Here is a 12,806-nt window from a genome sequence, read left to right on the forward strand (position 1 = left end):
CTGGCGCTCACTTCTGTTCAGACGCATTTTGCTCGTGCGCAGTGCCTGCTGCGACGTCCTTGTAGTCGTCCTGAACGCCGTAAGAAGCGAAACCGGATAGCGTTTCGGAAATCTGTTCATCGGTCAGGATCACCGGACCGAGGGTCAGGGAAAGGTAATATTGACGGGCAATGGTTTCCAGCTCGACTGCGCGCCATATGGCCTTGTCCAGGTCCTCTCCCATGGCAATGGACCCATGATTTCCAAGCAGACAGGCGGTTCGATCTTGCAGCGCTTCGATCGCCAGCTCCGACAGCTCGGGCGTTCCAAAGCGCGCATAGGGTGCGCAGCGAACATTGGGACCGCCGAAGGCCGCGACCATGTAATGCGCTGCCGGGATTTCTTTGTGTGCAATCGCCAGCGCCGTGCAATAGATCGGATGTGCATGGACCACCGCGCCCATATCGGGGCGGGTCTTGAGGATGTCGAAGTGAAACCGCCATTCGGTCGAAGGTTTGAGCGGGCCATACCAGGTCCCAAACTCTCCATCAAATGGCATTGAGACGATCATCTCGGGGGTCAGCTTGTCATATGGCGTCGCCGAAGGTGTGATCAGCATCCGGTTCTCGTATCGGGCCGAGATATTGCCGGATGTGCCCTGGCTAAGACCACTGGAATTCAGAAAAAGGCATTTCTCGATAATCGCCTCACGGATTCTGCGTTCCTTGTCATCCATCTTGTGCTCCTGTCCTAGCGCCACCCGGCGGAATGGACCAGCCTTAGTTATCAGAGGTCGCACCATCAGGCGACAAGCCCAACCTCGCAATTGCATTGTCCAAAGCCAACCCGAAAACCTGCGCCTGAGGTGACAGGACCTGGTCAGGCCGACGCATCAGCCCAACGGGCCCGCGTGTGATTGACGTATCAAACGGCAGCGCCACAAGGTGGCCATCGCTGATTTCATTGGCGACCACCCCCGCCGAGATGATCCAGATCGCATCGGTCTGCCGGGTATACACCCGCCCGAAAGCACCCGAGACAGTTTCCAGACGATCTTCGATTTCACCAATCCCGTGCGCGATCATGAGGCGATCCACCAAGGGCCGAATTGCCGATCCTTCAGGCGGGTAAAGCACTTGCCACTCGGTAATCCGCCTGAGATCGGGGGCTTTCAGCAGCGGGTGATCCGCGCGCACGACAAAGACGACCTTCTCCTCGTAAAGCTGGGTAAAGGAAATGCCCTGCATGGTTTCAGGGCGACCCAAACGCCCGATAACAAGCTCTAGGTCGCCCAGTCGAAGACGCTCCATCAAATGGCCATGTGGACCGTCGAAAACGCTCAGTCGGGCATTGCCCGCAAGTTCGGAAAACTCGGTAGCAACGGCTGGCATCAAACGGGCCGCAACCGAAGGCAGCACCCCGACCCGAAGGCTGGCCCTGCCCCGCGCCTCGATCTGTTCCACACCAGAAAAACCTTGCTGCAAAGCGGCCAGTGACATTTCGGCAAAATGCAGAAACACTTCGCCCTGCCGCGTCAGAGAAACACCGGACCGGTTACGGGACAACAGCACAGTGCCCAGAATATCCTCAAGCTCCTTAAGTGTCTTGGATATCGCCGGTTGCGTGAGAAACAGCTTCTCTGCCGCAACTTTCAGGCTTTTCTCGCGACATATCTCAATAAAACATTGAATATGCCTAACTTTGATGCGGCGATCTATCATTACTTTCCAATTCCGGCAACTAAGTCCAAGCAGAACTCATTTTACATATCGAGATATGGCGTTCAATTATTAGATACGCGAAATCAGGAGAGCCAACATGCGCGTTCAGGTCGCGATCATCGGCGGTGGACCCTCAGGTCTTTTGCTCAGCCAGTTGTTGCACCGCAAGGGCATAGACACCATCGTATTAGAGCGCAAAACCAGGGAATATGTTCTGGGCCGCATTCGCGCTGGTATTCTGGAAACCGGTTTTGTGGAACTGATGCGCGAAGCCGGTGTGGCAGAGCGGATGGACAAGGAATGCTTTGTCCATGACGGCACAGTGATCTCGTATGGCGATATCGAATTCGGCATCAACTTTAAAAAGCTGACAGGCAGTCATGTGGTTGTTTACGGACAAACTGAAGTAACCCGTGACCTGTATGATGCGCGCGAGGCAATGGGCGGTAAGATCGTTTTCAACGCCGATGATGTTCAGATTCACGGGGCTGACAGCGATGCACCCTATGTGACGTATCAAGCGGATGGGACCGGACACCGGATTGATTGCGATTTTGTCGCCGGTTGCGACGGATTTCATGGGGTGTCGCGTCAAACCATCCCGCTGACCGTGCGCCGGGAATATGAAAAGGTCTATCCGTTTGGCTGGCTGGGCGTTTTGTCCGAAACACCCCCGGTCCATAACGAACTGATATATGCCGGATCGGAACGCGGTTTTGCGCTTTGTTCCATGCGCAATGAGAACCTCAGCCGATACTACATTCAATGCTCGCTGTCTGACAGTGCCGATGACTGGACTGATCAAGCCTTCTGGCAGGAGCTGAAACGCAGGATCCCCGCGCAATATGCTGAGACACTGATTACCGGGCCATCGGTCGAAAAATCAATTGCGGCGCTGCGGTCTTTCGTGACCGAACCAATGCGCTGGGGCCGTTTGTTCCTGTGTGGGGATGCCGCGCATATCGTGCCCCCCACAGGGGCCAAGGGGCTTAACACGGCGGCAAGCGACATCCACTATCTGCACAACGCACTGCTGCAATTCTATGAAGACCGCGACAGCGAAGGCATCGACCGCTATTCCGAAAAAGCGCTGGCCCGGATCTGGAAGGCCGAGCGGTTCAGCTGGTCCACGACCAATCTGTTGCACCGTTTTCCGGAACAGAACGGCTTTGACCTGAAAATGCAGAAGGCTGACATTGATTTCCTGTGCGAAAACAAAGAGGCCCAATCGGTGTTTGCACAAAACTACGTCGGGCTGCCCTACTGATGCAGATTGCGGCGCTGGATAACATTCACCTGCATTGGCGTGAGGATGGCGATCCAGATGGCACGCCTGTGGTGTTTGCCAACTCGCTGGGAACTGACCTGCGCCTTTGGGACAAGGTTGTGCCCTTGCTGCCCAAGGGCCTGCGCCTGATCCGGTTCGATCTGCGTGGTCACGGCCTGTCGGAATGCCCTCAGGCGCTTTACAGCATGGCTGAGCTGGCGGATGACGCCGAGGCTTTGCTTGACCATATCGGGGTTCGCGACACGGTGTTTGTCGGCCTGTCGATTGGCGGGATGATCGGTCAGGCGCTGGCTTCGCGCAGACCGGACCAGATCCGCGCCCTTGTTCTGTCCAACACCGCCACGAAAATGGGGACGGCGCAGATGTGGCGTGACCGGATGGGCGCGATCCGGTCGTCCGGCATCGAGCCTGTGGCAGACGCAATTCTGGACCGTTGGTTTGCGGCGGGTTTCAGGGCAACCGATAACGTGCTGCTTTGGCGCAACATGCTGGTACGTACACCTGTTTCTGGGTACCTGGGATGCTGCAACGCGATTGCAGATGCGGATCTTGAACCCATGACCCGGGTGCTGCGATTGCCGGTTCTGGCCATTGCCGGATCAGATGATCGCGCCTGCCCGCCCGAACTGGTCCGGCAGACCTGTGCTATGATCCCCGGGGCGCGCTATGCCGAAATACCCAACACCGGGCACCTGCCATGTGTGGAAGCCCCCGCCACCTATGCTGAACACTTGTCCGCCTTCCTGATGGAGAACCGCAATGAGTGACAAATACGAGTCCGGTATGCGAGTGCGGCGCAGAATTCTGGGCGATGCCCATGTGGATCGCGCCGAAGACGCCAAGTCTGATTTGGACGGTCCATTTCAGACGCTTATCACCGAAGGCGCGTGGGGCACCGTCTGGGCCTCGGACGGGATCAGCGACCGTGAGAGATCCATGCTGACGCTGGCTTTGCTGGCTGCGTTGGGCAATTTCGAAGAAATCCCGATGCACATCCGCGCTACAGCCCGTACCGGCGCCAGCAAGCAGGATGTACTTGAAGCGTTTCAGCACGTCGCAATTTACGCGGGCGTGCCACGCGCCAATCAGGCCCTCAAACTGGCAAAACAGACCTATGATGAAATGGAACAGGACTGAATGGGAAACGCGCAAAAACCCCAGTCAGAGAAAAAGGAAGTGTGATCCGACAATGTTGAAACAAGGTGAATTCTACCAGCGTGACCGCGAGTGGCACCCACCTGCGCTGACACCCGACTACAAGACCAGCGTGACCCGTTCACCGCAATATTCGCTGATCTCGCTGCAAAACTCGATCAGTGAGGTCACCGGCCCGGTTTTTGGCCACAACGATGTTGACCCTCTGGATAACGACCTGATCTCGAACTATGCGCAACCCGGCGAAAGCCCGATTGGCGAGCGTATCATTCTGCACGGCAGGGTGCTGGATGAAAACGGACGTCCGGTGCCAAACACGTTGGTGGAAATCTGGCAGGCGAATGCGGGTGGGCGCTATCGACACAAGAAAGATACCTATCTGGCACCGATCGATCCCAATTTCGGTGGTTGCGGCCGCACCCTGACAGATGAAAACGGTTATTATTTCTTTCGCACCGTGAAACCCGGTGCCTACCCCTGGCGCAATTGGGTGAACAGCTGGCGTCCCGCCCATATCCACATGTCGATATTCGGAACAGGTTTTGCACAGCGCCTGATCACACAATGCTATTTCGAAGGTGACCCGTTGATCGACAGGTGCCCGATCGTGAAAACTATTCCTGATGCCGATGCGATCAGCCGCCTGATTTCGCGGCTCGATATGAATTCAACGATCCCTCTGGATACCATCGCCTATAAATTTGACGTGGTCTTGCGCGGTCGGCGCTCGACCCTGTTTGAAAACCGTTTGGAGGGGAACTGAAGATGCAACAGCTGAATTATCTGAAGGAAACCCCCTCGCAAACAGCCGGGCCTTACGTCCATATCGGTCTGGCACCCGGGGCTGCCGGATTTGAAATCTACAGGCAGGAATTGGGCTGGGACATAGCCGGACCAAATGCCGAGGGTGAGCGTATCAGGGTCGAAGGACTGGTCGTGGACGGGGCAGGATCTCCCATCAAGGATGTTCTGCTTGAAGCTTGGCAAGCAAATGCCAAGGGCGTCTATGCCCATCCTGAGGGCGGTGGCGATGTCGAAGACGGCTTTCGCGGCTGGGGACGCGTCATTACCAACTTTGAAACCGGCGAATGGGCGTTCGACACTGTCAAACCCGGTCCGACACCGGGGCGAAACGTGGGCCAGCAGGCCCCTCATATCAACCTTTGGGTTGTTGCCCGGGGCATCAATGTCGGCCTGAATACGCGTATCTATTTCGAGGACGAGGAAGAGGCCAATAGCAAGGACCCGGTCCTTAATCTCATCGAATGGGAACGCCGCCGCGCAACGCTGCTGGCCAAACGCACCAATCGGGACGGTCAAGTTGTCTATCGCTTCGATATCAAGATACAAGGCGAAGATGAGACCGTCTTTTTTGATATCTGATTACTTGGTGCTGCCTTGCCAAGGCGGCACTCATTTCAGGAAGTCACCATGACCAAACCCTGCATTATCTGCGTGGCTATCACCGGTTCCCTGCCCACCAAAAAGAACAACCCCGCGGTGCCGATCTCGGTTGCGGAACAGGTCGAAAGCACGCAAGAGGCGTTCGAGGCCGGGGCCAGCATCGTCCACGCCCATGTTCGCAACGATGATCAGACGCCCAGCAGCGACCCCGAGAAATTCGCCCTCCTCAAAGAGGGTTTGCAAAAACACTGCCCCGGAATGATTATCCAGTTCTCTACCGGTGGGCGGTCAGGCGCCGGTCAGGCAAGGGGCGGAATGCTGCCCCTGTCACCTGACATGGCGTCGCTGTCGGTTGGATCGAACAACTTTCCCACCCGGGTTTATGAAAATCCACCCGATCTAGTGGACTGGCTGTCAGCCGAGATGCGAAAATACGAAGTCACACCCGAGATCGAGGCGTTTGACCTGTCCCACATCCTGCAAGCGATCAGATTGCACAAGGAAGGCAAGCTTTATGGCAAGCTGTATGTTCAGTTTGTCATGGGTGTCAAAAACGCGATGCCGGTCGACAGGGCCGTATTCGACTTTTACGTGAAGTCCATGCAGGATCGCGTACCGGATGCCGAATGGTGTGCCGCCGGGATCGGTCCAAACCAGATTGTGGTAAATGATTGGGCCATTGCTGCGGGCGGACACACGCGGACAGGTTTGGAAGACAATGTCCGGCTGGATCGGAATACACTAGCGCCTTCGAACGCTGCGCTGGTCAATCGCGTGACCGAGCTATGCGCAAAGCACGAACGTCCGGTCGCCACCTGGCAACAGGCCCGCGAGATTTTGGCTCTTTGAGCGCAGGGAGGAATGATGCCATGACGATTGATATCCGCTCGCTTCATTTCAAAGGCCACACATAAGATGGAACAGCTTTCCACTCATCCCTGGCTCAGCGGGCTGTTTGAGGACCCACAGACCTCAGAGTTGCTGGGTGCAGAGGCTCAGCTGAGACACATGCTGGCCGTCGAGGCCGCATATTCAGAGGCTTTGGCGGCGGTCGGCACCGTACCACCAGAGGTGGCGGAAACCGCGGCAAAACTTATCCGACAACACCGTCCCGACATGCAGGCGCTGCGCGACGGGACGGCATTGGATGGCGTTGTGGTGCCCGCGCTGGTGCGGTCGCTCAAAGCGGCATTGCCTGAACATTGCCACGTCGCGCTGCATAAGGGGATGACGTCGCAGGATGTTGTCGACACCGCTCTGGTTTTGTCAATCAAGGACATTCTGGAGGTGTTTTCGGCCCGCCTTTCAGACCTGATCGATGCGCTTGTGGCGTTGGAACAGGCATATGGCGAACACGTGATGATGGGGCGAACCCGAATGCAGGCGGCATTGCAGATTTCTGTTGCCACGCGCCTGCGAAACTGGCGGTTGCCATTGGCCGATCACCAGAAACGCCTGACCCAGTTGCAGCCCAGATTGCTTGTGCTGCAACTTGGCAGTGCCGTTGGGGATCGCACCGCGATGCACGGATCGGGACAGGTAATCGCAGATCATGTGGCCCGTGGACTTGGCCTGGCCAGCTGCGATGCAAACTGGCATACCCGCCGGGACAATCTTGCAGAGTTTGCCTCATGGCTTTCATTGATAACCGGATCGCTGGGAAAGATCGGTCAGGACGTGTCGCTCATGGCCCAGCAGGGGGTGGACGAGGTTTCGCTGGCAGGTGGCGGCGGATCTTCGGCGATGCCTCACAAGCGCAACCCGGTCCGCGCGGAACTGCTGGTCGCACTTGCTCGTTTCAACGCAACCCAACTGTCGGGCATGCATCAGGCGCTGGTGCATGAGCAGGAACGTTCCGGCGTTGCCTGGACGCTGGAATGGATGATCCTGCCCCAGATGATCCTGACAACGGGGCAGGCTCTGATCAGCTGTGGTACGTTAGTGCAACAGATCGAACGGATAGGCATGGTTGAGTGACTGCACTGGCCTCTGAGCCCGACGTTACTCAGGCGCGACGCTGACTTGGCGTCGCAGGTTCTGTCACTTGTTTCCCATCGTGTTTCCTCCGTTTTCCCAATCACAACGACGGGCCACTTCAGTAGCGAAGGATCAGTGTCGGTGCGGGCAACCATAAGTCATCGAACAATCGAGAACAGGCAGCGTTCCCGATCAAGGCGATGGCCGAGGATCGCCCTGTCGATCTGTCGCTGGCTTATTTCACGGCCAAGGAAGTCAGCCTACGTTGGACGGAACATATCGGAATTTCGTTGAAGCGGATATCAGGACAGTTGCCATTTTGGAGTGCCGGAGTATGTCAGATGTCGCCGACAATATTGATGCGGCCCACGCGTTATGCAAGCGACGCAATCCCGCCACTCCACACAGCTTTGTGGTAAACAATAGGAAAAAACGTCCGTTCCCAAAGGCCAATCACTCATCAAAAGCTTGAAACTGATCTGCGGCGATTACTGTCTTTGCCCGACCTATGACGCCTTCAAATTTTGGCGCAGGCTTCCGCTCGGTTATCAGGAAGTCACTTGCCGAAAGAGCCGGAAGACGCAAGGCCGGTTTGGGTTCGGATGCCTGGAACTTGGTCGAGTCCACTGCCATGAAACATCGTTCGCTGATCGCCTTCATTGCGACCGCAATATCGACTTCGCATTGTTCGAACACCAAAAAACCCTGTTTCGGATCCACACGTGACGCCGACAGGATTGAGTACTCCACCGACATATTTGCAATAACGTCAAAGGCCGCGCGGTCGAACGCTGCCCCGTCATGATTTCGAAGCTGTGTGCCTGCCATAAAGACCCGGTTGCCGTTCCCCATGGCCAAAGTTGTTGCGATGAACGCTGAATTCGTCACCACGGTAAGATCTCTGCGCGCCTTGAGGGCTTGGGCCACAAAACCCGACGTAGATCCCGTATCGATAGCAATGGACGCGTTATCTGGCACAAGGTTCAATATTGACTTGGCAATGGCGACTTTCGCTGCGCGGTTGGTTGTCATACGCGCGATGAAAGGGGGATCCAGAACCTTTTGGGTGCTGATCAACGCGCCGTGAACCTTGTCGATTTGCCCCGCATCCACCAACGGCTTTACAATTCGACGAATTGTCTGATCGGAAACGTTAAGCCTCTGCGCCAGGTCCATGACCGAGATTCGGCCATGCATGTTAACCGCGCTCAGGATGTCCTTTTCGTATTTTGACATTCAGTCACTCGGATGTTGGACTTTAACAGGATAAATTGTAGCTACCCCCTTAAATCAACAGATTTCAACACTCTTGTTTAATTTTTGTTGATTTATATTGGCCGATACGGTGATCTGGCACCCAATTTGTCGACAGGGGCGAGGCCATGACAACCCATTCTGCAAAACACCTTATTATTGGCGGCGGCATCATCGGATGCTCAATCGCTTATCATCTGGCCCAGGCAGGTGAGACGGATGTCGTCCTTCTGGAAAAGGCATCTCTGACAGAGGGGGCAACGTGGCATGCCGCCGGGCTGGTTGGGCAATTGCGATCTTCCCGCAATACAACCCGGATGCTGAAACGGTCAGTCGCGCTCTACGACCGGCTGGCTGACGAGACCGGTATGGAATTCGACTGGAAGAAAGTCGGCAGCTTGCGGCTGGCGGCAACCAAGGAACGGTTACTGGAGGCAAAACGTCTGGCGACGATGGCACGCAGTTTTGACCTGGAGATGGAAATCATCTCACCAGCCGAAGCGACGGCCCTGTTTCCCTATATCGATGCCGACGGGTTAGAGGGGGCCGCCTTTATTCCCTCGGACGGTCATGTCGACCCCGCTGGCCTGTGTCTGGCGATTGCAGCCGGTGCGCGTAACCACGGCGCACAAATCAGGCAGGGGGTGAAGGTTGAGGATTTCGAAATCCGCAATGGTCGCATAACCAAAGTGATGACAACCAACGGCGACTATGAGGCGGAAACCGTTGTGCTGGCCTCGGGCATGTGGAGCCGTGAACTGGCGGCAAAACTGGGCGTCGTGGTGCCAGCCTGCGCTGTCGAGCACCAATATGTCGTAACAGAACCGTTGCCAGAGCCGGAATTGGTCAAGGGCCTGCCCACACTGCGCGACCCCGAGCGTCTGGTCTATTACAAGCCCGATGCTGGCGGGCGTCTGGTCATCGGAGGTTACGAAGACGACACATTGCCATTTGGAGAACAGGGTATTCCCGGAGAGTTTGTGCGCCAGTTGCTGCCTGACAATCTTGACCGTTTCGCGCCGCTGGCTGAACTTGCCGGTGTCGTCACCCCTGTCGTGAACCAGGTCGGAATCCGGCAAATCATCAATGGACCGATCCCCTATTCCGCCGATGGTGATTTTGTCATGGGCTGGGCCCCTGAGATCAAGAACCTGATGCTTTCGACCGGGTTCCTCTACGGCATTGCGGCTGGCGGGGGCGCGGGGGAAATGATCGCCGAATGGATTCTGAACGGGCGCCCAAGCCTAGATCTTTGGCCATTGGACGTGCGGCGGTTCAGCCCACATCATGCGACCAAGGCCTTTATGTATCCCCGAGCCGTCGAACATTACGCACATCACTACAAGATGCGCTATCCGGGCCAGGAGGCCGAGACCGCACGTAATTTGCGCTTGTCTCCACTATATAACCGATTGAAAGAACACGGGGCGGTTTATGGATCGAAGAACGGGTGGGAACGGCCTTTGTGGTTTGCCCCAGCTGGGGTCGCCCCAGTGGATCAACTCGATTTCCTCAATCCCGGTTGGCATGTCTTCGCGGCCGAAGAACACCGCGCTGCCCGCGAAAGTGTCGTTCTGATCGACCAGTCGAGCTTTTCCAAGTTCGAGCTGATCGGCTCTGGCGCGTTGGATGTGTTGCAACACCTGGCGGTCTCAAACATGGACAAGCCGGATGGCAGCGTAATCTATACCCAACTTTGTAACGACAAAGGCGGCGTCGAGGCGGATGTCACCATCACCCGCCTGGGGCGCGACCATTTCTATATCGTGACCGGCGCTGGATTCGGGGTTCACGATTCCGACTGGATCCGACGTCATCTGCCGGAAGACGGATCAGCACATTTAATCGAGGTTACCTCTTCCCGGGCCGTGATCAACATCTGCGGACCAAAAGCGCGCGACGTCCTGCAGGCGGTAACCGAAGAGGATATCTCAAACGCTGCGTTTCCCTTTGCAACAGCGCGCGACATTACAGTCGGAGCAGCAAGAGTGCGTGCGGTGCGCATAGGCTATACCGGCGAGTTGGGCTGGGAACTGCACATCCCAACCGAATTTGCACTTCATGTCTATGATCAGCTTTGGAAGGTCGGGCAGGCCCATGGCATCCGCGATATCGGCTACCGGGCCATTGACTCGCTGCGCCTGGAAAAGGGGTATCTTTATTGGAGCACCGACATCACTCCGGACTATACACCTGTAGAAGCGGGCCTGGGCTCTCGCGTCCACCTGAAATCGAAGGAAAGTTTCATAGGGCGCGATGTGCTGGAGGACCAGAAATCCAATGGCACGGCACAGATACTCTGTACCTTCGTGACCGAAGAAAAACTGCCGATGACCGGGGGGGAAACCATCCTGCACAATGGCGTAACCGTTTCGCGCGCCAGCAGCGGTGGTTATGGGTACCATGTCGGGAAAACGATCATCTACGGCTATCTTCCGGTGGCGATGACGGACCAGACGGAATTCGAACTCGAACTGTTCGGTGACCGCAAACAAATCTGCCGGGTGGACGGGCCTCTGTTCGACCCGGCCAATGAACGGCTAAAAGCCTGAGGGGGAAGGCAGAAAATGACTGACGGAAACACTGACCGTGTCCTGAGTGAACTTCGCAACCTGAAAGGCTTTGAAGACACCTCAGCACAAAACAGCGAAATCAAGCGGCTGGGTGGGTTGACCAACCTGGTCTACAGAGTGGAAACCTGCGGACACACCATGATCGTTCGCATCCCCGGAGACGGCACCGCGGATTATATCGATCGTGGCGTTGAGATTCACAATGCCAAGGTCGCAGCCGAAGCTGGTATCGGTCCCGCTGTGCTTTGGGCGGATGCAGATACCGGTGTGATGATCAGTGACTGCATCGACGATATCGTCACCATGACACCCGAGCTTTTCGCAACGCGCACCGGAGCGGCTGCGCGTGCCGGGCATGCCCTGCGGCAACTACACGAGTCACCCCGCCCTTTCGAATTCCGGTTCGAACTTTTTTCGATGATCGATGAATATCTTAAAGTCCTGGCAACAAAGGATATTTCCCTGCCCGAAGGCTATACTGAAATCGTCGCCGAAGCGGCGCCGATCAAACAGCTGCTGCAAGACAAGCCGGGCGCGCTGGTTCCCAGCCATTGCGATCCGCTTTGCGAGAACTTTCTCGACAACGGTGACCGTATGTGGATCGTGGATTTCGAATATTCCGGGATGAATGATGCTCTTTGGGACCTCGGCGATTTATCAGTCGAAGCCGGGCTGACCGAGAAGCAGGAAATCGAGATGCTGACGTCCTATTTTGGCGCGGCACCAACAGCGGCTCAATTCGGGCGAATGGTGATCTACAAGGCGATGTGCGATCTTCTGTGGACACTCTGGGGCTTGATCCAACATGCCGATGATAACCCGGCCGAAGATTTCTGGGCCTATGCTACGGGTCGCTTCGACAGGTGCAAGGCACTGATGTTCAATCCTGCTTTCGCAGCCCATGTTCAGGCAGTTGCGAACGAATAGTGCAGATGGATAAGTTGCAATCTCTTGATGAATGACTGGCATGTGGAAATGAAAAATGGTTCGGACAAATGGGATTCGAACTGGTTTCACGGTAGGCTCTTTGAGGGGCCGCAACGTCCCCAAAACGGCGGTTAAAATGCTGTGCTGTTCTACCTGAGGCACAGTTTCCTGTCGTGATCGAACAGATATCATAGCTGAATGCGGTCCGAGAGTTGATTTGGCGACCTCAACACACGGGTTGCGATTATTCACCGTTGGTCTTCGCACGGGGCACATTTGAAGGAACGCTAAGTGCAGAATTCCTGGCGCTTGGGCGAAACGTATATCAACACAACAGGTACTCGGGCGTTTCTACGCCCATTCTTGAATGAAGGCGTCAAAATCACTGATTTCCTTCTGTGCGCGCAGTGAAGTAAGTCGACTGCAACAAGGTCCCTTGAGCCTCCCCAACTGAACTGGTCCACCGCTATGTTTAGGAAACGGAGGACCACGAATGGCAAACAAGCGACCGAAGCCCGAAGAGATTGT

The 12,806-nt window shown here is 56.1% G+C and carries 12 protein-coding genes; 9 read left to right on the forward strand and 3 right to left on the reverse strand.

Annotated elements, in window-relative coordinates; all coding sequences use genetic code 11:
• Positions 1-7: 7 nt before the first annotated feature.
• Positions 8-715, reverse strand: a complete 708-nt coding sequence (locus tag ACR0ES_RS18530) for a class II aldolase/adducin family protein (protein ID WP_480774346.1) — start codon at positions 713-715, stop codon at positions 8-10.
• A gap of 43 nt (positions 716-758) precedes the next feature.
• Positions 759-1,700 (reverse strand): pca operon transcription factor PcaQ, encoded by a 942-nt coding sequence (pcaQ, locus tag ACR0ES_RS18535; RefSeq protein WP_480488809.1) that lies wholly within the window; start codon positions 1,698-1,700, stop codon positions 759-761.
• 97 nt (positions 1,701-1,797) lie between these two features.
• Between pcaQ and pobA the strand changes: the two genes are divergently transcribed.
• The 7 genes from pobA to ACR0ES_RS18570 all read left to right on the forward strand — a co-directional run bounded on the left by pobA (position 1,798) and on the right by ACR0ES_RS18570 (position 7,524).
• On the forward strand, positions 1,798-2,967 hold the full coding sequence (gene pobA, locus ACR0ES_RS18540) for a 4-hydroxybenzoate 3-monooxygenase (RefSeq protein WP_480547488.1): 1,170 nt from the start codon (positions 1,798-1,800) through the stop codon (positions 2,965-2,967).
• Positions 2,967-3,755, forward strand: coding sequence for a 3-oxoadipate enol-lactonase (pcaD, locus tag ACR0ES_RS18545; RefSeq protein ID WP_480774348.1), 789 nt, complete (start codon positions 2,967-2,969; stop codon positions 3,753-3,755). The genes pobA and pcaD overlap by 1 nt, the downstream gene beginning before the upstream one ends.
• The gene (gene pcaC / locus ACR0ES_RS18550) at positions 3,748-4,125 is read left to right on the forward strand and encodes a 4-carboxymuconolactone decarboxylase (protein WP_480488803.1); all 378 of its coding nucleotides are present in this window, start codon (positions 3,748-3,750) and stop codon (positions 4,123-4,125) included. Before pcaD ends, pcaC begins: the two co-directional genes overlap by 8 nt.
• Positions 4,126-4,177: 52 nt before the next feature.
• The gene (gene pcaH / locus ACR0ES_RS18555) at positions 4,178-4,906 is read left to right on the forward strand and encodes a protocatechuate 3,4-dioxygenase subunit beta (protein WP_480560454.1); all 729 of its coding nucleotides are present in this window, start codon (positions 4,178-4,180) and stop codon (positions 4,904-4,906) included.
• Between the two features lie 2 nt (positions 4,907-4,908).
• On the forward strand, positions 4,909-5,526 hold the full coding sequence (gene pcaG / locus ACR0ES_RS18560) for a protocatechuate 3,4-dioxygenase subunit alpha (protein WP_480488799.1): 618 nt from the start codon (positions 4,909-4,911) through the stop codon (positions 5,524-5,526).
• Between the two features lie 48 nt (positions 5,527-5,574).
• Positions 5,575-6,396 (forward strand): 3-oxoadipate:acetyl-CoA acetyltransferase, encoded by an 822-nt coding sequence (locus ACR0ES_RS18565; RefSeq protein ID WP_480774349.1) that lies wholly within the window; start codon positions 5,575-5,577, stop codon positions 6,394-6,396.
• Positions 6,397-6,462: 66 nt separating this feature from the next.
• The gene (locus ACR0ES_RS18570; RefSeq protein ID WP_480774350.1) at positions 6,463-7,524 is read left to right on the forward strand and encodes a 3-carboxy-cis,cis-muconate cycloisomerase; all 1,062 of its coding nucleotides are present in this window, start codon (positions 6,463-6,465) and stop codon (positions 7,522-7,524) included.
• Between the two features lie 453 nt (positions 7,525-7,977).
• On the opposite strand, the gene ACR0ES_RS18575 is transcribed toward ACR0ES_RS18570, so the two are convergent.
• Positions 7,978-8,760 carry a DeoR/GlpR family DNA-binding transcription regulator gene (locus tag ACR0ES_RS18575; RefSeq protein ID WP_480488793.1) on the reverse strand — a complete coding sequence of 261 codons (783 nt, stop codon included), beginning with the start codon at positions 8,758-8,760 and terminating at the stop codon, positions 7,978-7,980.
• 146 nt (positions 8,761-8,906) lie between these two features.
• Between ACR0ES_RS18575 and ACR0ES_RS18580 the strand changes: the two genes are divergently transcribed.
• Together ACR0ES_RS18580 and ACR0ES_RS18585 are read left to right on the forward strand one after the other, a co-directional pair.
• Positions 8,907-11,330 (forward strand): GcvT family protein, encoded by a 2,424-nt coding sequence (locus tag ACR0ES_RS18580; protein ID WP_480871471.1) that lies wholly within the window; start codon positions 8,907-8,909, stop codon positions 11,328-11,330.
• 15 nt (positions 11,331-11,345) lie between these two features.
• Positions 11,346-12,278, forward strand: a complete 933-nt coding sequence (locus tag ACR0ES_RS18585) for a phosphotransferase (RefSeq protein WP_480484624.1) — start codon at positions 11,346-11,348, stop codon at positions 12,276-12,278.
• Positions 12,279-12,806: the final 528 nt, after the last annotated feature.

The organism is Ruegeria sp. N7 (assembly GCF_056531345.1).

Bases quoted from the DNA above. Each gene is read 5' to 3' on its own strand.
- ACR0ES_RS18530 (WP_480774346.1), bottom strand. From the start codon at position 715: ATGGATGACAAGGAACGCAGAATCCGTGAGGCGATTATCGAGAAATGC.
- pcaD (WP_480774348.1), top strand. From the start codon at position 2,967: ATGCAGATTGCGGCGCTGGATAACATTCACCTGCATTGGCGTGAGGAT.
- pcaQ (WP_480488809.1), bottom strand. From the start codon at position 1,700: ATGATAGATCGCCGCATCAAAGTTAGGCATATTCAATGTTTTATTGAG.
- ACR0ES_RS18565 (WP_480774349.1), top strand. From the start codon at position 5,575: ATGACCAAACCCTGCATTATCTGCGTGGCTATCACCGGTTCCCTGCCC.
- pcaH (WP_480560454.1), top strand. From the start codon at position 4,178: ATGTTGAAACAAGGTGAATTCTACCAGCGTGACCGCGAGTGGCACCCA.
- ACR0ES_RS18575 (WP_480488793.1), bottom strand. From the start codon at position 8,760: ATGTCAAAATACGAAAAGGACATCCTGAGCGCGGTTAACATGCATGGC.
- ACR0ES_RS18570 (WP_480774350.1), top strand. From the start codon at position 6,463: ATGGAACAGCTTTCCACTCATCCCTGGCTCAGCGGGCTGTTTGAGGAC.
- pcaC (WP_480488803.1), top strand. From the start codon at position 3,748: ATGAGTGACAAATACGAGTCCGGTATGCGAGTGCGGCGCAGAATTCTG.
- ACR0ES_RS18580 (WP_480871471.1), top strand. From the start codon at position 8,907: ATGACAACCCATTCTGCAAAACACCTTATTATTGGCGGCGGCATCATC.
- pobA (WP_480547488.1), top strand. From the start codon at position 1,798: ATGCGCGTTCAGGTCGCGATCATCGGCGGTGGACCCTCAGGTCTTTTG.
- ACR0ES_RS18585 (WP_480484624.1), top strand. From the start codon at position 11,346: ATGACTGACGGAAACACTGACCGTGTCCTGAGTGAACTTCGCAACCTG.
- pcaG (WP_480488799.1), top strand. From the start codon at position 4,909: ATGCAACAGCTGAATTATCTGAAGGAAACCCCCTCGCAAACAGCCGGG.